At 69.7% G+C, this 23,133-nt stretch carries 21 protein-coding genes; 17 read left to right on the forward strand and 4 right to left on the reverse strand.

What is annotated here, in order from left to right; all coding sequences use genetic code 11:
* Window positions 1-126: 126 nt before the first annotated feature.
* Both OHT57_RS03120 and OHT57_RS03125 read left to right on the forward strand, forming a co-directional pair.
* A complete protein-coding gene (locus tag OHT57_RS03120) occupies window positions 127-1,779 on the forward strand; it encodes a glycosyl hydrolase family 28-related protein (RefSeq protein WP_328753102.1) in 1,653 nt (550 codons plus the stop codon).
* Complete coding sequence (locus OHT57_RS03125) at window positions 1,776-3,035, forward strand: alginate lyase family protein (protein ID WP_328744310.1); 1,260 nt, start codon at window positions 1,776-1,778, stop codon at window positions 3,033-3,035. The genes OHT57_RS03120 and OHT57_RS03125 overlap by 4 nt, the downstream gene beginning before the upstream one ends.
* 60 nt (window positions 3,036-3,095) lie before the next feature.
* On the opposite strand, the gene OHT57_RS03130 is transcribed toward OHT57_RS03125, so the two are convergent.
* Entirely contained in the window at window positions 3,096-3,902 is an 807-nt protein-coding gene (locus OHT57_RS03130) for an SAM-dependent methyltransferase (protein WP_328744311.1), read from the reverse strand.
* A 45-nt stretch (window positions 3,903-3,947) separates the two neighbouring features.
* On the opposite strand from OHT57_RS03130, the gene OHT57_RS03135 reads away from it, so the two are divergent.
* Window positions 3,948-5,384 carry a PP2C family protein-serine/threonine phosphatase gene (locus OHT57_RS03135; RefSeq protein WP_443053418.1) on the forward strand — a complete coding sequence of 479 codons (1,437 nt, stop codon included), beginning with the start codon at window positions 3,948-3,950 and terminating at the stop codon, window positions 5,382-5,384.
* Window position 5,385: 1 nt separating this feature from the next.
* On the opposite strand, the gene OHT57_RS03140 is transcribed toward OHT57_RS03135, so the two are convergent.
* Window positions 5,386-5,814, reverse strand: a complete 429-nt coding sequence (locus OHT57_RS03140; RefSeq protein ID WP_328744312.1) for an ATP-binding protein — start codon at window positions 5,812-5,814, stop codon at window positions 5,386-5,388.
* 275 nt (window positions 5,815-6,089) lie between these two features.
* On the opposite strand from OHT57_RS03140, the gene OHT57_RS03145 reads away from it, so the two are divergent.
* From OHT57_RS03145 to OHT57_RS03165, 5 genes are all read left to right on the forward strand, one after another.
* On the forward strand, window positions 6,090-6,965 hold the full coding sequence (locus OHT57_RS03145; RefSeq protein ID WP_328744313.1) for a helix-turn-helix domain-containing protein: 876 nt from the start codon (window positions 6,090-6,092) through the stop codon (window positions 6,963-6,965).
* On the forward strand, window positions 6,962-7,213 hold the full coding sequence (locus OHT57_RS03150) for a DUF397 domain-containing protein (RefSeq protein WP_328744315.1): 252 nt from the start codon (window positions 6,962-6,964) through the stop codon (window positions 7,211-7,213). Before OHT57_RS03145 ends, OHT57_RS03150 begins: the two co-directional genes overlap by 4 nt.
* Before the next feature lie 74 nt (window positions 7,214-7,287).
* Window positions 7,288-8,106 carry an SAM-dependent methyltransferase gene (locus OHT57_RS03155; protein ID WP_328744316.1) on the forward strand — a complete coding sequence of 273 codons (819 nt, stop codon included), beginning with the start codon at window positions 7,288-7,290 and terminating at the stop codon, window positions 8,104-8,106.
* Window positions 8,103-8,288, forward strand: coding sequence for a hypothetical protein (locus OHT57_RS03160; RefSeq protein WP_328744317.1), 186 nt, complete (start codon window positions 8,103-8,105; stop codon window positions 8,286-8,288). The genes OHT57_RS03155 and OHT57_RS03160 overlap by 4 nt, the downstream gene beginning before the upstream one ends.
* A gap of 102 nt (window positions 8,289-8,390) precedes the next feature.
* Entirely contained in the window at window positions 8,391-9,590 is a 1,200-nt protein-coding gene (locus OHT57_RS03165; RefSeq protein WP_328744318.1) for a lipid II:glycine glycyltransferase FemX, read from the forward strand.
* 37 nt (window positions 9,591-9,627) lie between these two features.
* Here the strand turns inward: OHT57_RS03165 and OHT57_RS03170 are convergent, their stop codons facing one another.
* A complete protein-coding gene (locus OHT57_RS03170; protein ID WP_328744320.1) occupies window positions 9,628-10,971 on the reverse strand; it encodes a UDP-N-acetylmuramoyl-tripeptide--D-alanyl-D-alanine ligase in 1,344 nt (447 codons plus the stop codon).
* A gap of 106 nt (window positions 10,972-11,077) precedes the next feature.
* Here OHT57_RS03170 and OHT57_RS03175 point away from each other — a divergent pair, with 106 nt between their 5' ends.
* The 4 genes from OHT57_RS03175 (at window position 11,078) to OHT57_RS03190 (ending at window position 14,624) form a co-directional block, all read left to right on the forward strand.
* A complete protein-coding gene (locus OHT57_RS03175; RefSeq protein WP_328744322.1) occupies window positions 11,078-12,055 on the forward strand; it encodes a D-isomer specific 2-hydroxyacid dehydrogenase family protein in 978 nt (325 codons plus the stop codon).
* Complete coding sequence (gene vanA / locus OHT57_RS03180; RefSeq protein WP_328744323.1) at window positions 12,048-13,100, forward strand: D-alanine--(R)-lactate ligase; 1,053 nt, start codon at window positions 12,048-12,050, stop codon at window positions 13,098-13,100. Before OHT57_RS03175 ends, vanA begins: the two co-directional genes overlap by 8 nt.
* Window positions 13,097-13,714 (forward strand): D-Ala-D-Ala dipeptidase VanX, encoded by a 618-nt coding sequence (vanX, locus tag OHT57_RS03185; RefSeq protein ID WP_328744324.1) that lies wholly within the window; start codon window positions 13,097-13,099, stop codon window positions 13,712-13,714. Before vanA ends, vanX begins: the two co-directional genes overlap by 4 nt.
* 169 nt (window positions 13,715-13,883) lie before the next feature.
* Window positions 13,884-14,624 carry an SDR family NAD(P)-dependent oxidoreductase gene (locus tag OHT57_RS03190; protein ID WP_328744325.1) on the forward strand — a complete coding sequence of 247 codons (741 nt, stop codon included), beginning with the start codon at window positions 13,884-13,886 and terminating at the stop codon, window positions 14,622-14,624.
* Between the two features lie 38 nt (window positions 14,625-14,662).
* Here OHT57_RS03190 and OHT57_RS03195 read toward each other — a convergent pair whose 3' ends face one another.
* On the reverse strand, window positions 14,663-15,901 hold the full coding sequence (locus tag OHT57_RS03195; protein ID WP_328753104.1) for an ROK family transcriptional regulator: 1,239 nt from the start codon (window positions 15,899-15,901) through the stop codon (window positions 14,663-14,665).
* Window positions 15,902-16,163: 262 nt separating this feature from the next.
* Here OHT57_RS03195 and OHT57_RS03200 point away from each other — a divergent pair, with 262 nt between their 5' ends.
* The 5 genes from OHT57_RS03200 (at window position 16,164) to OHT57_RS03220 (ending at window position 23,122) form a co-directional block, all read left to right on the forward strand.
* Entirely contained in the window at window positions 16,164-17,543 is a 1,380-nt protein-coding gene (locus OHT57_RS03200; protein WP_328744326.1) for an extracellular solute-binding protein, read from the forward strand.
* A 56-nt stretch (window positions 17,544-17,599) separates the two neighbouring features.
* Complete coding sequence (locus OHT57_RS03205) at window positions 17,600-18,472, forward strand: carbohydrate ABC transporter permease (RefSeq protein ID WP_328744327.1); 873 nt, start codon at window positions 17,600-17,602, stop codon at window positions 18,470-18,472.
* Complete coding sequence (locus tag OHT57_RS03210; protein WP_328744328.1) at window positions 18,472-19,365, forward strand: carbohydrate ABC transporter permease; 894 nt, start codon at window positions 18,472-18,474, stop codon at window positions 19,363-19,365. Before OHT57_RS03205 ends, OHT57_RS03210 begins: the two co-directional genes overlap by 1 nt.
* 60 nt (window positions 19,366-19,425) lie before the next feature.
* A complete protein-coding gene (locus tag OHT57_RS03215) occupies window positions 19,426-22,500 on the forward strand; it encodes an alpha-mannosidase (RefSeq protein ID WP_328744330.1) in 3,075 nt (1,024 codons plus the stop codon).
* 154 nt (window positions 22,501-22,654) lie between these two features.
* Entirely contained in the window at window positions 22,655-23,122 is a 468-nt protein-coding gene (locus OHT57_RS03220) for an SRPBCC family protein (protein ID WP_328744331.1), read from the forward strand.
* Window positions 23,123-23,133 lie beyond the last annotated feature (11 nt).

The following is a 23,133-nucleotide window of genomic DNA, read 5'->3' on the forward strand; positions in this document are numbered from 1 at the left end:
AGAGCCTCGTGGCATGCTCACCGGCCAACGCACTTCTGAACGTCGTTCACATCCATGAAAAGCACATGGGAAGGGCGAACGGACATGAGCAATGCGCACACGGACCCCCAGGGGCAACCGAATGTCATGGGCATGACGAGGCGAACGCTGCTGGGAAGCACTGCCGCCGTGGCAGCCGCCACCGTCGCCTCACCGGCCGCCCACGCGAGCGAAGTCCCCTCACTGTGGCGGGAGTTCAACCGCACCCCCTTCACCCACCCACAGATCCCCTACGTCGGCAGAGCCGGCTGCCGCGGCGGGGCGGCGCACTTCCCCCGCCGCCCCGTCGTCGCCGACATACGCCGCTTCGGCGCCGTGGCGGACGGCTCGACCGACTGCACTCCCGCGATCAACTGTGCCATCGCCGCCGCCGGAAAGGCCGGCGGCGGCACGGTCATCGTCCCGCCGGGCACATTCCGCATCGACGACGTCATACGCCTGGACCGCTCGAACGTGGTCCTGAAGGGCGCCGGCAGCGCTCGCACCACGTTGTACGCGACGAAGAACCTCACCGAGCTGATCGGGGTGTACGGCTCCCGCTACGGCGGGGACAAGTCGTCCTGGTCCTGGGCCGGCGGTCTCATCTGGCTGGCACCCCGGGCCCGTTGGGAGTCGCTCGTCGCCGCGATCCGGTCCAGGGCATGGCCCTTCGAGGGCTGGACGGGCAACCGGCGCGACGAGTGGCGGCCCCTCACGACGGTCGCCCCGGCGCGGCAGGGCTCCTGGACGGTGACGGTCACCGACGCGTCGTCGCTGCGTCCGGGCGCCCTGGTCCTGCTGCGGCTCCGCGACGACGCGGACCACACCCTCCTCGAGCACATGTGCGGCGGCGGCCCCGGACCCGAGGCCTACACCTGGGACGACAAGACGAAACTGACCTCGTACGTCCCCTACGAGTGGCCCGTCCGCATCGCCCGCCTCCACGGCCGCAAGGTCACCCTCGAACGCCCCCTCCCGCTCGACATACGCCCGGAGTGGACTCCACAACTGACCACGCACGTCCCGGAGTTGACCGGCGCCGGAGTCGAGGGGCTGACCCTGGAGGCGGTACAGACACCCCAGCAGCCGCACCTGCTGGACAAAGGGCACAACGGCGTCGTGCTCCAGTGCGCGTACGACTGCTGGGTGGACGACGTGACGGTCCGTCATGTCGACAACGGATTCGGCCTGGTGGCCGCCTCCGCGTGCACCCTGCGCCGGACGCGCGTGGCGGGCCGCGGCTCGCATCACCCCTACTTCTGCCGCGAGGGCTCGCACGACAACCTCGTCGAGGACTTCACGATCGAGCAACGCACCATCCCCGCGCCCGCGGGTACCCAGTTGCACGGGATCAACGTCGAGGGCCTGTCGTCGTACAACGTCTGGTCGCGCGGAGACATGCGGATGGGCACCTTCGACAGTCATCGCGGCCTGCCCTTCGCCGACGTCCGCACCGACATCACCGTGAACAACGACGGCCGTCACGGCGGTGACGCGAGCGCGGGTCCCCTGTTCGGCGCCCGGTTCACGCACTGGAACGTCCGGGTCACCAACGGCCGCGCGGGGCTGGTGAGGATCGACGGCCTGGCACCCTGCTCCGCGACCGTCGGCATCGACGAGGTCAGGGAGTTCGACCAGATCGACACACCCGACTTCACCGGCGATCTGCACAGCCGCCTGGAGCTGTACGGCAGTCCGGGCGCCGTGCGGCCACGGAACCTGTACGAGGCCCAGCGCCGGCTGAACGGGGTCGCCCGATGAGCGCGCGATCCCGGCTGTGCGTCCTCCTGACGGCCCTGGCCGCCTTCACCACAGGCCTCTCCGCACCCGTGTCCGCGCAGACCGTGGCCCCGCACACCGTGGTCCTGGACGGCACACGTCTGCAGCGGACGAAAGTCCGACTCGATCACGGCGACCCGCAACTCCGGCGCGCGGTGCGGGCGTTGACGTCCCGTGCCGACAAGTGGCTGGACCAGGGCCCCTGGACCGTCGTCGACAAGCCGAGGCCCGCCCCCGGCGGCGACGTCCACGACTATCTCAGCCAGGCCCCCTACTGGTGGCCCTCCCAGCCCCCTGCCGCGGACAACCCCTGGGGCTGTCCCTACGTGCAGCGCGACGGCGAACGCAACCCCGAAGTCGACTCCGGCACCGACCGTCAGGACGTCGAGAAGACCTTCGACTCCGCCTACGACCTCTCCCTCGCCTGGTACTACACCGGCGAGAAGCGGTACGCCGAGAAGGCCGGGCAGGTGCTGCGCGCCTGGTTCCTCGACCCGGCCACGCGGATGAACCCCAATCTCGACCACGCCCAGTTCATCCCCTGCAGGTACGACGGCCGCGCCATCGGCATCATCGACTTCTCGCAGTCGTACACCGGCATCGTCGACGCGCTCGCGCTGCTGGACACGGGTGCGCCGGGCTGGAGCCGGAAGGACCGTACCGGCATGGCCCGTTGGAACTCCGACTTCCTCGGCTGGCTCAAGGACAGCGACTTCGGCAAGCAGGAGGGCGCCGCCGCCAACAACCACGGCACCTTCTACGACATGCTGCTCGCCGGCCTCGCCTGCGCTACCGGGGACACGGCCCTGGCCCGCCGGACGGTCCTGGACGCCCGCAGCAAGCGCGTCGCGCCGCAGATCGCACCCGACGGGAGCCAGCCGCAGGAACTGGCCCGCACCCGGAGCTGGCACTACTCGACGTTCGACCTGGTCGCCTACACGCGGCTCGCGGCCATCGGCCGGCACGTCGGCGTCGACCTGTGGGCGTACCGCGGTCCGGACGGTCAGAGCCTGTTCAAGGCGGTGGACTACCTGTTGCCCGCCGCGACCGGGTCCGCCGCCTGGCCCCATCCCGAGCTGGAGTTCCTCCGGTACGCGGCGACCGACGTCGTGCACGCGGCAGCCGACGCGGGTGACGCGCGGGCCCGGAGAGCGGTCCCGAAGCTGGCGGCACCGCCCGGCGGCGACCTGTGGGCCCTGCGCCCGGCGGCGGAACAGCTGGACTCCATCGCGGGGTGAAGGTCCCCGCGGGGCGTGAGCCTCCTGCCGATGCAGTACCCGCAGGAGGCCACGCGCCGTTCACCCGCTCCTGCGGCCGACCCCCGCGTACACCCAGTACTCCGACGGGTTCTCCGGGATGTCCTCGTCCGGGTGCCACAGGGGCACGTGCACCAGGCCCGGTTCCGTGAGGTCAAAGCCGGTGAAGAGGTCCCGGATCTCGTCGTGGGAGCGGGCGGTGACCGGGGAGGTGGCCCGGGAGCGGTACAGCTGGGTCACGGCGGCGGCGGTGTCCGGGCGGTCCTCGTTGGTGGCGTGGGACAGGGCCAGCCAGCTGCCGTCGGGCAGGGCGTCCCGGAACGCGGCGACGACGCCGGCCGGGTTCTCCTCGGGCGTGACGAAGTGCAGGATCGCGACCATGAGCACGGCGACCGGCTGATCGAAGTCGATCAGCTTGCGCACCTGCGGTGAGGACAGGACGTCGTCCGGACGCCGGATGTCGGCGTCGACGATGTCCGCGTGCGGGTTATCGGCGAGCAGGGAGGTGCTGTGGGCGACGGCCACCGGGTCCTTGTCGACGTAGACCACCCTGGCGCCCGGGCTCGCCGTCTGCGCCACCTCGTGGACGTTGCCCTGTGTCGGGATCCCCGAGCCGAGGTCGATGAACTGCCGGATCCCCTGCCCGGCCAGAAAGCGCACGGCACGTCCGAGGAAGGCGCGGTTGGCACGGGCCAGCATGCGCACCTGGGGGTCGATGGCCGTGACGGCGGCCACGGCCTCCCGGTCGATGGCGAAGTTGTGCTCCCCGCCCAGCAGCGCGTCGTACATCCGGGCTACGCTCGCCTTGTCGGGTTCGGCACCTGGCGGCAGAGCATCCGTGTCGGTCACCAGAACGTCCTTCCCCACCAAGGTACTTGACGCCTCATCATATAGTTGCCGTCGACGCCTGGCGATCAGTTGCCCCCGCCGGGCACCCGGACCCCCACCCGGAAAGGCACCACGACCCTGCGGAACGAACCGCGCAGCCGCTCCGACGACACCCCCGCCGCCGTGCCCCCGCCCCGCCGGTCGGCCTTCTCCCCCGCGGCCGACGTCATCGGCTCGGAGCTGGACCTGGGGCTGACCGGCAGCCATGTCGTGCACGCGCTGACGCCCGGCTTCTGCGACGCGGCGTCCCTGTATCTGCTGGAGCGGTGGCGGCGCGAGGAGACGACGTACGCGGGTGCGGATCCCGCCCAGATCGAGGCGCGGCGCCTGGCGTTGCGCGTGGGGACGGACGCGCCGGAGTCCTGGGACGGTGTCCTGCCGGTCGGTGAGGTGATCGTCTTCCCCCGTGAGACGCCGCACGCCCGCGCGCTGGTCGACGGGCACGCGCAGTTGCTCGACGCGGTCGACGACCACACGGCCGAGCGGCTCGCCGCCTCCGCCGGCCAGGATGCGCGGCTCGGCGAGCTCCTGAAGGCGCGTTCGTTCCTGGTGGTGCCGCTGCGGCTGCGGGGCGGCGCGATCGGCTTCGTCGCCTGCACGCGCGGACCGGACCGGGAGCCCTTCGTGACCGCGGAGGTCGCGGCCGTGGAGTCGCTGGCCGCGCGCGCCTCGGTCGCACTGGACAACGCGCGCCGCTACGAACACGAGCGCCGTACCGCGCTGGCCATCCGGGGCAGTCTGCTGCCGGGCACGATCCAGGAGGTCGAGGGCTGCCGCATCGCCCACGGCTCCCTCCCCGCCGGGCAGGGCTCGATCATAGGCGGTGACTGGTTCGACGTACTGAGACGGCCCGACGACCGGGTCAGCCTCATCGTCGGGGACGCCATGGGGCACGGTCCGGAGTCCGCCGTGGCGATGATCCAGCTGCGCACCGCCGTCCGCACCCTGGCGAGCCTGGACATCCCCGCCGCCGATCTCGTACGTCGGCTCGACGCGCTCGCCAGCGACACCCCGGGCGCCTCCTTCGCGACCTGCATCTACGCCGAGTGGGACGCCCGGCGCCGCACCTGCACCCTCGTGGGCGCCGGTCACCCTCCCCCGCTGCTGCGCGGGCCGGACGGCCGGACCGCTCCGGTCACGCTGGTCAGCGCGGGCCTGCCGCTCGGACTCGGCGCGGGCACCTACGAACCGACCGTGCTGACGATCGACGCCCCGGCCCTCCTCGTCCTCTACAGCGACGGCCTGGTCGAGTCCCGGGACGCCGACATAGACCACGAGATCGCCCGTCTCGCCCGCTCCCTGGACACGGCCGCCGCCGAGCCCGCCGAGAGCCAGGACTCGCTGCCCGCCCTGTGCCGACGGCTGCTGCACGCCCCCTCCGACCCGGCCGGCGCCGACGACCGCACGCTGCTGCTCGCCGAACTCACGCCCGCCGTGCGCTAGTTCAGGCCGTCAGGTTCGCCCATACGGCGTTGCCTCCGGTCAGCCTGGAGCGGACCACCCCCCAGGAGTCCGCAAGCTGCTCCACGAGGAAAAGTCCGCGCCCGCCCTCGTCGTCGAGGCCCGCCCGGCACTGACGGAGCGTGGGTCCCGAATGGTCGTGGTCGTGCACCTCCAGCCTCAACACCCCCTCGGTGACCAGTCCGATGCCGCACAGGATGCGCACGCTGAGGGTGTGGCACACGGCGTTGGTGGCCAGCTCGGACAGCAGCAGTACCGCGTCGGCGCACACGTCGCCCGGCAGGCTCCAGGACTTGAGCCGGGTACCGACAGAGCGCCGGGCCACGCCGACGCTGGAGCGCTGCGCGGGGAGTTCGATCCAGTGTGTTCGCTCCGGGTCCGCGGCGTCTAACAGCTGACGGGACGAAGTCATGAGGGGGGACACGGTGTTGGCCTTCCGTGGGGGCGGCGGCGCGGCCGGGCGAGACGCATCGGGAATCGGGACGGTGCCAACACACGGGAGGGTAATAGCGGTTGGCGTCACCGTGGTCGCGTTCGGCGGCACGGGTCACACAAGTAACTATGCTCGCACCCAAGTTCAACCTGCAACCAGCTGCCTGATAATTTCAGAAAGCCGGTATCGGTCTGGCGGCGTCACCAAGCCACTGTCAGACTCGGGCCGGTGACAGTCCCTCAGGAGGTCAGGACATGAGCGAAGGCCGTACGGGCACGGGTGGCACCAGTGCTCCCACCGTTCTGCGCATGATCCTGGGCCGCCGTCTTCAGGAGCGGCGGCAGGACGCGGGGGCCTCCCTGGAGGACGCGGCCAGGGCACTGCGGGTGACGTCGCTGACCATCCGCCGCCTGGAGAAGGCGGAAGTCTCCCTCAAGCCGCTGTACGTGGAGAAGCTGCTGGAGACCTACGGGGCCGACCAGCAGGAGATCGACGAGTTCATCGCCCTCGCCGAGCGGGCCAACGAGCCCGGCTGGTGGCACATGTACCGCAATGTGCTGCCGAACTGGTTCAGCGCCTACGTCAGCCTGGAGGCCGGCGCCAGGACGCTGCGCACCTACGAGCCCCACTACGTCACGGGCCTGCTGCAGACCCACGCCTACGCGCGCGGAGTGCTGCGCGGCGGCTTCCCCAACGAGGGCGACCAGGACCTCGGACACCGCGTGGACCTGCGGCTGCGCCGCCAGAGCCTGCTGGAGAGATCCGACGCGCCCACGCTGTGGGTCGTGATGGAAGAGGCCGTACTGCACCGGGTGGTCGGCGGTGCCGAGGTCATGCGGGAGCAGATCGATCGGCTCCTGGAGGCCTCGGAACTGGAGCACGTCAGCGTCGACGTCGTGCCGTTCGCCGCCGGCGCCCACGTGGGGGCGTGCGCGCCGTTCACCTACTTCCGCTTCGAGGAACCGGAACTGCCGGACATCGTCTACACGGAGGTTCTCTCCGGCGCGATGTACCTGGATCAGCGCTCCGACGTGTCGGCGCACCTGGAGGCGCACAACCGCATGTCCCTGCTGACCTCGGACGCGGACAGCAAGGCACTCCTGAACCGCATGCGCAAGGAGTACTCATGACCGGCACCGACTGCCACGTCTACAACGGGATGCCCGCCGCCGAACTCGGTGACCAGGGCTGGGAGTCCCCGTGGAGCGGCCCCAACGGGGGGCAGTGCGTGCAGACGAAGCTCCTGGCCGACGGCCGGGTCGCCATGCGGCAGTCGACCGATCCGGCCGGACCCGCGCTGATCTACACCCCGCAGGAGATCGCCGCGTTCGTCGCGGGCGTCAAGCGGGGCCTCGCCGACCATCTGACGGCCGGCTGATCCACGACCCGAGCCGGACCTGCCCCGGCAGCGACCCGCCCGACACCCCACGCACACCACTTGAAAGGGACAGGATGAGCAACTCGCACGCCGCGCGGGAGATCGACACCAGCCGGCCCCACTCCGCCCGGATGTACGACTACTACCTCGGCGGCAAGGACCACTTCGACGTCGACAAGCAGGCGGCCGAGACCGTCGCGGCCACCTACCCCGGCATCTTCACGTGCGCCCGCGAGATCCGCTCCTTCATGCACCGTGCGACCCGCGTCCTCGCGCAGGAGTACGGCATCCGGCAGTGGCTGGACATCGGCACCGGCATCCCCACCGAGCCGAACCTGCATCAGGTGGCCCAGTCCGTGGCCCCCGAGGCACGGGTGGTGTACGCCGACAACGACCCTCTGGTCCTCAAGTACGCCGAGCGCCTGATGCGCAACACACCCGAGGGCCGGACGGCGTACGTCCAGGGCGACTTCACCGGCCCCGAGGCGATCCTCGGCTCCCCCGAACTGGCCAAGACCCTCGACCTGAACCGGCCGGTGGCCCTGTCCCTCAACGCCATCCTGCACTTCGTGCCGGACGACTGGGACCCGTACGGCACCGTCGCCCGCCTCATGGACGCCCTGCCCTCGGGCAGCGCTTTGGCCGTGAGCCACTGCACGGGCGACTTCGCTCCGGCGCTCTGGGAGAAGCTCGTCGGCATCTACGCCGCCGCGGGCACCCGGGCCCAGGTCCGCAGCCGGGAGGAGGTCGCCCGCTTCTTCAAGGGACTCGACCTGCTCGAACCCGGCGTCTCCCTGACCCACCGCTGGCGCCCCGACGACCCGCAGGGCCCGGGCCCGGAGCTCACGGACGCCGAGGTCAGCGCATGGGCCGGGGTGGGCATCAAGCCGTGACCGCAGGCGCGCCGTGCGGGTCCGGGCGACTCCGCACGGCCCGTCCCGGCAACGCGCCGGCGAAGCTCCCGATGGTGCGGATCTACCAGATCCTCACGCGGGGCGTGGAGCCGCAGAGCTCGTGGCTGCTGCCGTCCACCGGAAGCGACCGCCGGCCGGTGGCGGCCCGCGTCAGATGGTGACCACATCCCGTTGGGGCGCTGCACCGGAGAATCCGGAGCATATCGTCGGCGTATCGAAAACCGCATACGCGCCTGCAACACCGCATTGCCTTGACTGGCGGCATGTCCTACAGCGAACCGGTGCAAGCAGCAGCCGAGCCCCGAAGGTACTCGGAGACAAGCGCCTCGGGCGGGCCTCTGACCGTCAGGCCGATCAGCGCCCCTGAGCACTTGGCGTACGTACGATCGCAGCGGTCGGCCAGCTTCCTGCAGACACCGGCCTGGGGCAGTGTGAAAGCCGAGTGGCGCAGCGAGTCCCTCGGCTGGTTCGACGGCGGGCACCTGGTCGGCGCCGGGCTCGTCCTGCACCGCCCGGTGCCGAAGCTCGAACGGTTCACGCTGGCCTATCTGCCCGAAGGCCCGGTCATCGACTGGACCGGCAACCTCGGCGTGTGGCTCGACCCGCTGGCGGCCCATCTCAAGGCGCACGGCGCGTTCGCGCTCCGGCTCGGCCCGCCGGTCCGCACGGACACGTGGAGCGCCGAACAGGTCAAGGAGGGTGTCGCCGACCCGGGCCGCAAGCGGCTCACCGACGTACCGGGCCCGTGGTCGGACCCGGTCGGCGCCCAGGTGGCCAGGTGGCTCAGGGGTGCGGGCTGGCTGCCGCAGAGCCCTCAGGACGGCTTCGGGGTCGGGCATCCGCAGTTCAAGTACGAGCTTCCGCTGGCCGGCAGGACCGAGGACCAGCTACTCAAAGGCATGAGTCAACAATGGCGCCGCAACATCAAGAAGGCGGCCAGGGAGGGAGTCGAGGTCACGGTCGGCGCGGAAGGGGCGGTCACATCGGACCTGAGGGCGTTTCACGACCTCTACGTCCAGACCGCCGAGCGGGACCGCTTCACGCCCCGGCCGCTGGGTTACTTCGAGACCATGTTCGCCGCGCTGCGTGCGGAGGATCCCGAGCGGATCAAACTCTGTCTGGCGCGCCATCAGGGCGACTTGGTCGCCGCCACCATCCTGGTCCGCGTCGGTGCCCACGCGGTGTACGCCTACGGCGCCTCCTCCACCAGGAAGCGCGAGGTGCGCGGTTCCAACGCCTGCCAGTGGGCGATGATCCGCGACTCGCTCGCGGCCGGTTGCGACGTCTACGACCTGCGCGGCATCACCCCCACCCTCGACGCCGACGACCCGCACGTCGGGCTGATCCGGTTCAAGGTCGGCACCGGCGGTCAGGTGGTGCGGTACGTGGGCGAGTGGGACCTGCCCCTGCGGCCTATGGTCTACCGGGCCTTCGACCTCTACATGAGACGCCGTGGGCGGTAGGCCCTGTGTACATGACGCCGAGGGCCACAGAGGCCGACTACGCGAGCTGGGCGGCCACTTCGTCGAGGCGTGCCCCGCGGGAAGCCTTGACGAGCACCACGTCGTCGGCGGCGAGGTGGCCGTGCAGCCAGGTGACCGCCGCGCCGTTGCCGTCGAGCGGTACCGCCCGCTCCCCCGCTCCGTCGGCGATCGCCCGTGCGGCCTCGCCGACCACGACCACCACGTCGGCCCGGGCGACGGCGTACTCCCCGATGGCGCGGTGTTCGGCCGCGCTGTCGTCGCCGAGTTCGAGCATCTCGCCGAGTACGGCGATTCGGCGCCCGCCCTCGATCGCCGCCAGCGCGTCCAGGGCGGCGCGGGTCGAGTCGGGGTTGGCGTTGTAGGAGTCGTTGAGCAGCATCGCGCCGCCGGCGAGGACGCGCGGTTCCATCCGCCACGGGGACAAGGAAGCGGTGGCCAGCGCTGCCGCGGCCATGTCGAGGCTCACTCCGGCCGCCAGACCCGCTGCAGCTGCGGCCGACGCATTGAGCGCCTGGTGGGCGCCCACGTGCGGCAGCGCGACGGGGGCGCAGGCGTCGGCGGTCCGCAGGGTGCAGGACGGCCGGCCGAGCCCGTCGAGATTCAGATCGAGCATCGCCACGTCGGCGTGCTCCGCTTGTCCGAAGGTCAGCACGGGCCCGTCGGTGAGCGCCCGCATCGTGTCCACGCGGGGATCGTCGGCGTTGAGGACGGCGGTGCCTCCGGGCGCGAGCCCCCGCACGAGCTCGCCCTTGGTTTCGGCGATGGCCGCGCGGGACCCGAACTCGCCGAGGTGGGCCTGGCCGACGTTGAGGACAACGCCGATGTCGGGCGCGACCAGACCGGTGAGCGCGGCGATGTCGCCGATGTGGCGGGCTCCCATCTCCAGAACGAGGAACCGGGTGGCGGCGTCCGCACGCAGCATGGTCAGCGGCACGCCGAGTTCGTTGTTGAGCGAGCCGATCGTGGCGACCGTCGGCCCCGCGCTCGACAGCACGGCCGCCAGCATGTCCTTGGTGCTGGTCTTGCCCTGCGAACCGGTCACCCCGACCACGGTGAGGCCGTCGCGCAGCCGGGCCACGACGTGCGCGGCGAGCGCCTGCAACGCGGCCTGGGTGTCCTCGACGACGACGGTGGGCAGCGGCGTGGGCCGGGAGCCGAGCACGGCCACCGCACCGGCCCGGCCGGCCTGGCCGACGTATGCGTGGCCGTCGACATGCTCACCGGCGAAGGCCACGAAGAGACCGCCCGGTTCGGCGCGCCGACCGTCGAGCACGGCCGGTGCGGTCACCGTCACGGCTGCATCGCCCTCGACCGTCCCGCCGACGATTTCGGCGATCTCGCCGAGGCTGAGGGGGGTCACGCTGATTCCTTGTAAGCCATGCCCCCAGTAAATGCCCCACAGTGTATCGCCGGCATATCGAAAACCACATACGTTCCGGCAACACCACACGGCCTTGACTGTACGTATGACCTACAGCGAACCGCCCCGCGTCACCGTCTATGGATGCGGCCCCGATGAGGCTGTCCTGTTCCGAGAGCTGGCGCCACGCTACGGCGTGACGCCGACCATTACGGACGCACCGGTATCCGAAGCGAATATCGAAATGGCAGCCGGAAGCCGATGTATCAGCGTCGGCCATAAGGCCCGCATCGCCAACGCCACGCTCCTTGCGCTTGGCCTGGCCGGCGTGACGTATATATCCACGCGGAGCATCGGGTGCAACCACATCGATGTGGATTACGCGGACAGCATCGGCATCACGGTGGAAAACGTCAGTTACTCGCCGGACAGCGTGGCCGACTTCACGCTGATGCTGATGCTGATGGCGGTGCGCGACGCAAAGTCCCTCCTCCGCCGCTCGGATGCCCGCGATTTCCGGCTGAACGAAGTGCGCGGCAGAGAACTGCGCGATCTGACCGTGGGCGTCATCGGTACAGGCCGCATCGGCGCTGCGGTCATCGACCGGTTGCAGGGTTTCGGTTGCCGCATACTCGCCCACGACAGCCATCCCAAAACGACCGCAGAATACATTCCCCTGGACGAACTGCTGCAGCAGAGCGACCTGGTCACACTCCATGCACCGCTCAATGCGGATACGCATCATCTGCTGAATCGTCAGAGTATCGAGCGCATGAAACACGGAACGCTGATCGTCAATACCGGACGGGGAGCGCTCATCGACACCGAGGCGCTGATATCGGCACTGGAATGCGGCAGGGTCGCCGGTGCGGCACTGGATGTCGTCGAGGGTGAGGAAGGAATTTTCTACACCGACTGCCGAACCAGACCCATGAAAAGCAAGTCACTGCTGCGGCTGCAGGAGCTTTCGAATGTGCTCATCAGCCCGCACACCGCGTACTACACGGACCACGCCCTGCGTGACACGGTCGAGAACTCCCTCACCAACTGCCTGAAATTCGAAAGCGGGAACCAGCATGGATAAGCTGAAGGTCGGCATCATATTCGGCGGACGTTCCGAAGAGCACCACATCTCCGTCAAGTCCGCACAAGAGGTCGCCCGGAACCTCGATGCCGAGAAGTACGAACCGTTCTACATCGGCATCACCAAGGACGGCGCCTGGAAGCTCTGTGACGGCCCCCACGCGGACTGGGAGAGCGGAAACTGCCGTCCGGCCGCGTTGTCGCCGGACAGCACCGTGCACGGACTACTCGTCCAGGAACAGGGGCAGGAGCAGGGGCGGTACGAGACGATCCCTCTGGAGGTCGTGCTGCCCGTGCTGCACGGCAAGCGCGGCGAGGACGGTGCGATACAGGGGCTGCTTGAGCTCTCCGGCATTCCCTATGCGGGCTGCGATGTGCAGAGTTCCGCAGTATGCATGGACAAATCACTTGCCTATACGGTCGCCGCGAGCGCGGGAATCGCCACGCCGAAATTCTGGACGGTTGCGGCAGACCGGAACATCGATCTCGACCTGCTCACCTTTCCAGTCTTCGTGAAGCCGGCCCGTTCGGGCTCGTCCTTTGGCGTCACCAAGGTGTCCCGGGCAGAAGAAGTGCACAGGGCGGTGGAGACCGCACGGCAGTACGACGCGAAGGTTCTGATCGAAGAGGCCGTCGTCGGCAGCGAGATCGGCTGCGCCATCCTGGGGAACGAACTCGATCTCGTGGTGGGCGAGGTGGACCGGATCGCTCTCTCGCACGGGTTCTTCCGAATCCACCAGGAGGATACGCCGGAGGCCGGTTCCGACAACTCGACGGCGATCGTTCCCGCCGACATTCCCGCTGACTCCCGCCTGCTCGTCCAGGAGACCGCCATGGCCGTATACCGCGCCTTGGGGTGCAGCGGTCTCGCGCGGGTGGACCTGTTCCTCAAGGAGGACGGAGCAGTGGTCCTCAACGAGGTCAACACATTCCCCGGCATGACCTCGTACAGCCGCTATCCGCGCATGATGGCAGCAGCAGGTTTTCCGCTCGGTGATGTGATCGACCGCATCCTGTCCTTGGCATTGACAGGGAAGAGCCGATGAAGGACGACTTCGTCTTCGCGGACGAGCTTGCGTCCGGTAAGGCCGGCATGCGCTGGGACGCAAAGTACGCCACCTGGGACAACTTCACCGGAAAGCCCGTGGACGGGTATCTGGCCAACCGGATCGTCGGCACGAGGGCGCTGTGCGAAGGGCTGGAACGAGCGCGTGAGAAGTCCGAATCCCTGGGCTTCGGCCTGCTCCTCTGGGACGGTTATCGCCCGCAGCGCGCCGTCGACTGCTTCGTACGCTGGTCGAAGCAGCCGGAGGACGGCCGCACGAAGGCGCGACACTATCCGAACATCGACCGAGCCGAGATGTTCGAGCAGGGATATGTGGCTGCCAGGTCGGGTCACAGTCGGGGCAGCACCATTGACCTCACGCTCTACGACCTGGCTTCCCAAGAGATCCTCCCCATGGGCGGAGCCCATGACCTGATGGATTCCATCTCGCACCATGGAGCACAAGGAATCACACAAGCCGAAGCGAGAAGCCGTCAACATCTCCGTACCCTCATGGAGGCCAGCGGTTTCCGTGCGTACGACTGCGAGTGGTGGCATTACACGCTCACGGACGAACCGTATCCGGACACCTATTTCGACTTTCCCATCATGTAAGTGAGCGACAGCGGCAACGTCGGTCCAGCCTGCTCCGTCTCCCCACACGCCCCCCGGCGATACCCCCTGCGGGAGTGAGCGGCACAGCTGTCCCGGGAGGTCCCCCTCCGTCCGATGGAGCGCTCGACCTCCGGATCGGTCGTGGACCGCTCGTGGCACGATCATGGTCATGAGCATCGAGCAAGGGGATCGCCCCGTCGCCCTGGTCACCGGGTCCACGTCGGGGATCGGGGAGGCGGTCGCACGGCGGCTGGCGGCGGACGGGATGCGGGTCGTCGTGCACTCGCGGCGCAGCACGGAGGCCGGCCGGGCGCTGGCGGCAGAACTCGGCGGGGCGTATGTGCGGGCCGATCTGGAGGTGGAGGAAGAGGCCCGGGGGCTGGTCGAGGCCGCGCTCGGTCACTTCGGGCGGCTGGACGTGCTCGTGAACAACGCGGGTATCAGCCGGCCGATCCCGCACGCGGACCTGGCCGCGGCGACACCGGCGGACTGGCGGCAGCTGCTGGAGGTCAACCTCATCGCGCCCTGGGTGCTGTGCACGGCGGCCCTTCCGGCGCTACGGCAGTCCCCCGGGGGCGGCAGCATCGTGAACATCACGAGCCACGCCGGGGTACGGCCCAAGGGGTCCTCGGTGCCGTACGCGGCGAGCAAGGCCGCGCTGAACCATGTGACCCGGCTTCTCGCGGCCGCGCTGGGGCCTGACGTGCGGGTGAACGCGGTGGCCCCGGGCCTGGTGGACACGCCGATGACGAAGGACTGGATCCAGGCGCACGAGTTGTGGCGGAACCGCGCGCCCATGCACCGTCCGGCCCGGCCCGCCGACGTGGCCGACCTGGTGGCTTCGGTGCTCGGCAGCAGCTATCTGACCGGTGAGGTCATCGTCCTCGACGGCGGGCTCAACTTGACCTGAGAGCAAAAGCGTTGAGAGCGCCAGCGGCCCGGCCGAGGTCAGGCCGGCACCTCCGTCAACATCCGCCACCCCGGCGCGTAGTTCCCGTGCAGCACCAGCGAGGCCGCCCCGACCGCGCCCACCGTCTCGCCCATCACGCTCTGTTCGACGGTGACCGCACGGATCGTACGGGCGACGGAGGTGCGGTTGACGGCGGCCTCGACCTCCTCGCGGATGATCGGCTCGATGCCGCGCAGCGCCTCGCCGCCGAGGACGACCCGGCTGACGTCGAGGAGGCTGGCCGCGCCCCGGGCCGCCTCACCGATACGGCGCGCGGCACGTCGTACGACGTCGCCGGCGTCGGGGTCGCCCGCGCGGACGGCGCGGCGCAGGACCTTCCAGTCGTCGTGGACCGAGTCGGGGGCGCCGGTGAGGCCGATGCGGTCAGCGGCGGTCCGGCCGTGCAGGCGCAGCAGGTCGTCGATGATCGCGGCCGGGCTGACGTAGGGGCCGAGGCAGTCCATGGCGCCGCATTGGCAGACGCGGTCGCCGGGCTCCACGGCCATGTGGCCGAACTCGCCGGCGTTGCCCGAATCGCCGTGCAGGACGGTGTTGTTGAGGACGATGCCGGCGCCAACGCCCGTGCCGTAATAGATGAACAGGAAGCTGCCCGCCCGGTCGGCGCCGCCGATCCAGCGCTCGCCGATGGCGGCGGCGGTGGCGTCGTTGTCGAGGGCGACGGGCAGGCCGGTGGCCTCGGCGAACATGTCCGCGAGGGGGACGCGGCCCCAGCCGGGGAAGTTCGGCGGGGAGACCACGGCCCCGGTGGTGCCGTCGAGCGGGCCGGGCGCGGCGATGCCGAGGCCGAGCAGGCGGGTGCGGTCCACGGCGCTGCGGTCCAGGAGCCGGCCGGTCGCGCGGGCGATCCGGTCCACGACGTCGGCCGGGTCGCCGGGGTCGGTGAGCCGGAGGCGGCGGCTGCCGATCACCTCGCCGGCCAGGTCGACCACCACGATGACCGCGGCGTCGGGGTCCAGGTGGACGCCAACGGCGCAGGCCCCGTCGGCCCGGATGGTCAGCAGGGTGCGGCGCTTGCCGCCGCTGGACGGGGCCTGGCCGGATTCCGCCACCAGGCCGGCGTCGAGGAGTTTGCGGACGACGTTGGAGACGGTCTGGTTGGTCAGGCCGGTGAGGGTGGCCAGTTCGACCCGGCTCACCTGTCCCGTGGTGCGGATGGCGTCCAGGACGACGGCCTGGTTGTAGCCGCCCACCCGCGGCAGGTTCGTCCCGCTGAGCATCGTCACCTGTCGGTCACCTGATCCCCTCACGTCTACCCCGATCCCCCCTCGGAGGGCCTCGACGAGTCCTCCGACGGACGAAAGTTTACATACTCGAAGCATTGACTTCATCCATCAAATGGATTTAGCTACGCCCATAAAATCCGGCCACCTGGCCAGTCAGCGCAGTGCGGCGCCGAGCGTGGAACCGCCGTCCGACCTGGTCTCCCGGCCCCAAGAACTCGCGGCTTTCCCTCAGGTTTCGCGTCCCGGAGGAACCACTGTGCGCTCGAGAATCATCACCGCCGCGGCCTTCACCGCCGCCACCGCCCTGGCCCTGACCGGCTGCGGTTCGGGCTCGTCAGGCAGCTCGTCCAAGTCCATCAAGGTCGTCTACTGGCAGAACCTGGACAGCACGAACAAGCTCCAGGCCAACTTCCTCGACACGATGGTGAAGGAGTTCACCAAGGCCAACCCGGGCACCAAGGTCAAGCTGGTGCCGGTGACCGCCTCCGAGAACGACTACTACACCAAGATCCAGCTCATGATGCGCTCCCCCGCGACGGCACCCGACCTGGTATACGAGGACACCGCGCTCATCAACTCCGACATCGCGGGCGGCTACCTCAAGCCGCTGGACACCTACACCGCGAAGTGGGCCGACTGGTCGCAGTACGCCAAGGCCGCCAAGGGCGCGGTGACCGGAGCCTCCGACGGCAAGGTCTACGCCGTCCCGGACGACACCGACACCCGCGGGATCTGGTACAACAAGCAGCTTCTGCAGAAGGCCGGGGTCGCCGTGCCCTGGCAGCCGAAGACCTGGGCCGACGTGATCGCCGTCGCCAAGAAGATCAAGGCGAAGCTGCCCGGGGTGACCCCGCTCAACCTGTACACCGGCCAGGCGGGCGGCGAGGCGTCCTCCATGCAGGGCTTCGAGATGCTGCTGTACGGCACCCCGGCCGGCGACAAGTCGCTCTACGACGCCTCGCAGAAGAAGTGGGTCGTGGGCAGCCAGGGCTTCAAGGACGCGCTGGACTTCGTCCACACCGTGTACGGCCAGGGGCTGGGCCCGTCCAAGGAGCAGGCGCTCGGCGCCAACTTCGGCACCGCCGTGGGCACGGAGCTGATCCCCGAGGGCAAGCTGGCGATCGACATCGACGGCTCCTGGATGCCCAACAACTGGAGTTCGTCGGCGGCCAAGCCGTGGGCCGAGTGGCAGTCGGTGATGGGCACCGCGGCCATGCCGACGCAGAACGGCCAGGCACCGGGTCGTACCAGCATGTCCGGCGGGTGGGCCTGGTCGATCCCCGCGAAGGCGGGCAACCCCGATCTCGCGTGGAAGTTCCTGTCGACCACACTCCAGACGAAGACCAACGCCGCCCGGTGGAACGCCACCAACGCCAACATCGCGGTGCGCACGGACGTCGCCTCGGACCCGACGTACCTCAAGTCCGTGCCGACCAACGAGTTCTTCACCGAGCTGGTCGCCGACACCCACTACCGTCCCGGGCTGCCCGCCTACAACCAGGTCTCGACCGCGATCCAGAAGGCGATGGAGTCCGTGACGACCGGTCAGGCCTCCGTCGACAAGGCCGCCTCGACCTTCGATAACGATGTCAAGGCGGCGGTGGGCGGCGACAAGACCGTGGAGGGCTCTTCGTGACCGTTCTCGCTCCGGCACCTCACGGGACCGGTGGTCACCACCGTCGGTCCCGTGGGGTGCCCGCCCCGGCCGTCCGCGCGCTGCTGCGCGGCCTGCCCACGGTCCCGGCCGTGATCCTGCTGGCCGTGTTCCTGGCCGGTCCGATCGCGTACTGCGTGTACTACGCGTTCACCGACATGCAGCTCACCGGAGCCTCCGGCACCCACTTCGTCGGCGTCGACAACTTCACCAGGGCGTTCAAGGACACCGACTTCCTCAACGCGATGTGGCTGACCCTGGTCTTCGTGGTCGGCTCCGCCGTGATCGGCCAGAACACCCTCGGGCTCGCGCTGGCCGTCCTGATGCAGAAGGCCACCAAGCCGGTACGGTCCCTGGTCAACGGCGTGGTCATCGCCGCCTGGGTGCTGCCCGAGGTGGTCGCCGGATATCTGATGTACGCCTTCTTCTACGACCAGGGCTCGCTCAACTCGCTGCTGGGCGCGCTGCATCTGCCGGACCAGAACTGGCTGTACACGATGCCGATCCTCGCGGTGTGCCTGGCCAACGTGTGGCGGGGCACCGCGTTCTCCCTGATGGTCTTCACCGCGGCCATCAACGATGTCCCCCAGGAGCTCGTGGAGGCCGCTGAGATGGACGGCGCGAACCCCTGGCAGCGACTGTGGCGGGTCGTCCTGCCGGTCATCAGGCCCTCGATCCTGACCAACCTGATGCTGATCACGCTGCAGACGCTCTCCGTCTTCGGGCTGATCTACACCATGACCCGCGGCGGCCCCGGCAACAAGAGCGAGACCCTGCCGATCTTCATGTACCAACAGGCCTTCCAGAACAGCCTGATCGGCTACGGCACCGCCATCGCCCTCGTGCTGCTGGTGGTCGGCGCCCTGTTCTCCGTCGTGTACATCCGGCTGCTGAAACTGGAGGACGACTGATGGCCGCCGTCGCCACGACTCCCCCCGAGACCGTCACCAAGGTCCCTGCGGCGTCCAGCCGTCCACGGGGGCGCCGGATCCGTCCGGGGCGCGTCACGGTCAACGTCGTCCTGCTCGCCGTGTCCGTGCTGTACGTCCTGCCGCTGCTGTGGATGGCGCTCGCCTCGGTGAGCGACACCAACTCCTTCCGGCTCACGTGGCCTTCGTCGCTGACCCTCGACAATTTCGACGCGGTCCTCAACGTCGACACCACCTACCGGCCCATGCTCAACAGCCTGCTGCTGTGCGGCTTCGGCACGGCGGTGACCGTGGTGGCGTCGGTGCTCGCCGCCTACCCGCTGTCCCGCTACCGGTCCCGGCTGCGGCGGCCGTTCCTGTACACGATCCTGTTCTCCACCGGTCTGCCCATCACCGCCGTGATGATCCCGGTCTACAGCATGTTCGTGCAGGTGAACCTGATCGACTCGATGCCCGGCACGACCCTGTTCCTGGCCGCGTCCGCGCTGCCCTTCGGGATCTGGCTGATGAAGAACTTCATGGACGGCGTTCCGATCGTCCTGGAAGAGGCCGCCCGGATCGACGGCGCCAACACCATGCAGGTGCTGTGGCGGGTGGTGCTGCCGCTGATGCGTCCCGGTGTCGTCGTGGTCACCATCTTCACGTTCATCGGCATGTGGGGGAACTTCTTCGTCCCCTTCATCCTGTTGCTCTCACCGGAGAAACTTCCCGCGTCCGTCAGCGTGTTCACGTTCCTCAGCGCCCATGACCAGACGCAGTACGGACAGTTGTCGGCGTTCTCTCTCCTGTACTCCATGCCCGTCGTCCTGCTGTATCTGCTGCTGGCTCGCAAGCTGGGCGGCGGGTTCGCACTCGGCGGGGCCCTGAAGGGCTGACCGCCGGCGTCGCAGGGCCGAACTCCCCCACCTCGTACGTCCCACGGAGAAAGACACCTGATGCACAACGACCGTGAAGTCACCGAACAGCGGCTGGCCCGCGTGCTCGAGGAGCGGGTACGGCCCGCCGTCCACGCCCGGTCCGTTCCCCTCGACGTGGAGATCTGGAACGTTCCCGGCGAGCCCGTGCCGGTCCGTGAGGGTCTGGCCGCTCCCTACCGGCCGGCCGGGGTCGGCGAGTGGTGGGGGCCCGCCTGGTCGACGAGCTGGTTCAAGGTCAGCGGGACCGTTCCGGAGCGGTGGGCCGGTGCGACCGTGGAGGCGGTGCTGGATCTCGGGTTCGCCACCCACTCCGCGGGCTTCTCCGCCGAGGGGCTGGTCTACCGGGCCGACGGCACCGCCGTGAAGGCGCTCAACCCGCGCAACACCTGGCTGCCGGTGGCCGAACGGGCCGTGGGCGGTGAGGAGTTCGTCGCCTTCATCGAGGCAGCCGCCAACCCGGTCGTGATGCACACCGCTCCCGGCGAACTCGTCTTCGGGCCCACGTCGGTGGGCGGACGGGCACCGTGGCTGGGCGACCCCGCCGCGGACCCCGGGGAGCCCCTGTACCGGCTGCGGCGCCTGGACCTCGCCGTGTTCGACCGGGAGGTCCACGAACTCGTGCAGGACCTGGAGGTGTCGGGACAGCTGATGCCCGAGCTGTCCGTCGACGATCCGCGCCGCTGGCAGATCCTGCGGGCCGTCGAGTCGGCCCTCGACGCGATCGACCTGCAGGACGTCAGCGGCAGCGCGGCGGCCGCCCGGGCCGCTCTCGCTCCGGTACTGGCGTCGCCCGCGCACGCGAGCGCGCACCGGATCTCGGCGGTGGGGCACGCGCACATCGACACCGCCTGGCTGTGGCCGCTGCGCGAGACCGTCCGCAAAGTGGCCCGAACCGTCTCCAACGTCACCCAACTCATGGACGACCACCCGGAGTTCAGGTTCGTCATGTCCCAGGCACAGCAGCTCGCCTGGCTGAAGGAACACCGGCCCGAGGTGTACGCGCGGGCGCAGGAGAAGGCGAAGACCGGGCAGTTCCTGCCGGCCGGCAGCCTGTGGGTGGAGCCCGACACCAACATCAGCGGCGGCGAGGCACTGGTGCGCCAGTTCGTCCACGGGAAGCGGTTCTTCCTGGAGGAGTTCGGCGTCGAGACCGAGGAGATGTGGCTGCCGGACACCTTCGGCTACAACGCGGCCCTGCCGCAGCTGATGAAGCTCGCCGGGGTGCGGTGGTTCCTGACGCAGAAGATGTCCTGGAACACCACCAACAAGTTCCCGCACCACACGTTCTGGTGGGAGGGCATCGACGGCACCCGGATCTTCAGCCACTTCCCGCCTGTCGACAGCTACAACGGCGAGCTGTCCGGCGCCGACATCGCCCACAGTGTGAGGAACTTCCAGGACAAGGCCGGCGCCAACCACTCGCTGATCCCCTTCGGCTACGGCGACGGCGGTGGCGGCCCCACCCGGGAGATGCTCGCCCGCGCCGAACGGTTCAGGGACCTGGAGGGCTCGGCGCGCGTCGACATCGAGGGGCCCGCGGACTTCTTCCGGCGCGCGCACGACGAGTACGAGGCGAACGGCGGCGCACCCGTGTGGTCCGGTGAGCTCTATCTGGAGTTCCACCGCGGCACCCTCACCAGCCAGCTCGCCACCAAGCAGGGCAACAGGCGCAGTGAACACCTGCTGCGCGAGGCCGAGTTGTGGGCGGCGACCGCCGCCGTACGGCACGGGTCCCCGTACCCGTACGAGGCGTTGGACCGGCTGTGGAAGACGGTGCTGCTGCACCAGTTCCACGACATCCTGCCCGGGACGTCCATCGCGTGGGTGCACCGGGAGGCAGAGGAGACGTACGCGGCCGTGGCACGGGAGCTGGAGGAGCTGATCGGCGCGGCACAGAGGACGCTGGCGGGGCGGCCCGACGGCACGGTCGTCTTCAACTCGGCGCCCCATGTCCGGGGCGGTGTCCCGGCGTTCGGTGCGGGCCCGCGCGCGGAGACCGTCGACGCCCCGGCGGCGCCGGTACCGGACGGGGACGGCTTCGTCCTCGACAACGGTCTGGTGCGGGTGGTGGTGGACGCCGACGGGCTGATCACCTCCGCCTACGACCACGCGGCCGACCGGGAGGCCCTGGCACCCGGGGCGGTCGGCAACCTGCTCCAGCTCCACCAGGACTTCCCGAACCAGTGGGACGCCTGGGACGTCGACGTCTTCTACCGCAACACGGTCCGCGATCTCACCGACACCGAGTCCGTCACGGCGACCGGCGACGCCGTGCGTGTGGTCCGGGTGTTCGGCGCGTCGAGGATCGAGCAGACACTGTCGCTCCGGGCCGGTTCACGCCGGCTGGAGATCGACACCGTCGTCGACTGGCGGGAGCAGGAGAAGTTCCTCAAGGCCGCCTTCCCGCTGGACGTCCGGGCGGCCCACTCGACCGCCGAGATCCCCTTCGGACACGTCGAGCGGCCCACGCACACCAACACCAGCTGGGACGCGGCCAAGTTCGAGACATGCGCCCACCGCTTCCTGCATGTCGGCGAGCCCGACTGGGGAGCCGCCCTGGTCAACGACTCCTCCTACGGTCACGACGTCACCCGCGACGTCCGGCCCGACGGCGGTACGACCACCACGGTCCGCCTCTCCCTGCTGCGCGCCGCCCGCTTCCCCGACCCGGACCAGGACCAGGGCACCCACCGGCTCGGTTACGCGCTGGTGATCGGCGCCGACGTGTCCGACGCACGGCGCGAGGGATACCGCTTCAACCTGCCCGAGCGGACGGTGCCCGGCAGCGCGACGGTCGCCCCGCTCCTCTCCGTGGACCACGCCGGGGTCGTCGTGGAGGCGGTCAAGCTCGCCGACGACCGCAGCGGGGACGTGATCGTGCGCCTCTACGAGTCCCGCGGCACCCGCGCCGCAGCCACTCTCACTCCCGGGTTCCCCCTGGCCTCGGCCATCGTGACCGATCTGCTGGAGCGCCCGCTGGACGATCCGTCGAGCCACCGGCAGGTGGGCGGGGAAGTCCGGTTGACGCTACGGCCGTTCCAGATCCTCACCCTGCGGCTGCACCCTGCGTCGGACACCTCGGAACGCCGGTGAGCGAACGCGCGCACCGACCCAGGTCACCCCTTCGACGCTCCGGCGTCCGCGCAGGGCCCGCCGGCGACACCCCGCGTCGAGGAGGGCCAAGGGCTTTGAGGCGTGCGCCCCTCGAAACCCCGTGTCGGAGACCGGCCGGTCCTAGGATCGGGCCATGGACAGGACCGACCGCGCCGCCCGGGTGATCGCGGCACCACCGGCGGCCGTCTACAGCGCCCTCCTGGACCGGGACGCCCTTGAGGCCTGGCTGCCGCCGGACGGTATGCGCGGGCGGATCGAGCGGTGGGATCCCCGGCCGGGTGGCGGCTTCAGGATGGTCCTCACCTACCTCGACCCCACCGGTGGCCCTGGCAAGACCTCGGACGCGACGGATGTCGTCGACGTCGGGTTCGTCGATCTGGTGCCCCCGGAGCGCGTGGTGCAGCGGGCCGTGTTCGAGGCCGACGACCCGTCGTTCGCGGGCACCATGACGATGACCTGGCAGTTCGCCGCCGTCGATGACGGGACCGAGGTAACCGTCACCGCCAGTGACGTGCCGCCCGGCATCGATCACGCGGCCCACGAGGCCGGGATCGCCTCCTCGCTGGCCAACCTGGCCGCGTACGTCGAGACGGCCGGCTGACCCGGGTCGGC

Source organism: Streptomyces sp. NBC_00285 (assembly GCF_036174265.1).
In the GTDB taxonomy this organism is placed as follows: domain Bacteria; phylum Actinomycetota; class Actinomycetes; order Streptomycetales; family Streptomycetaceae; genus Streptomyces.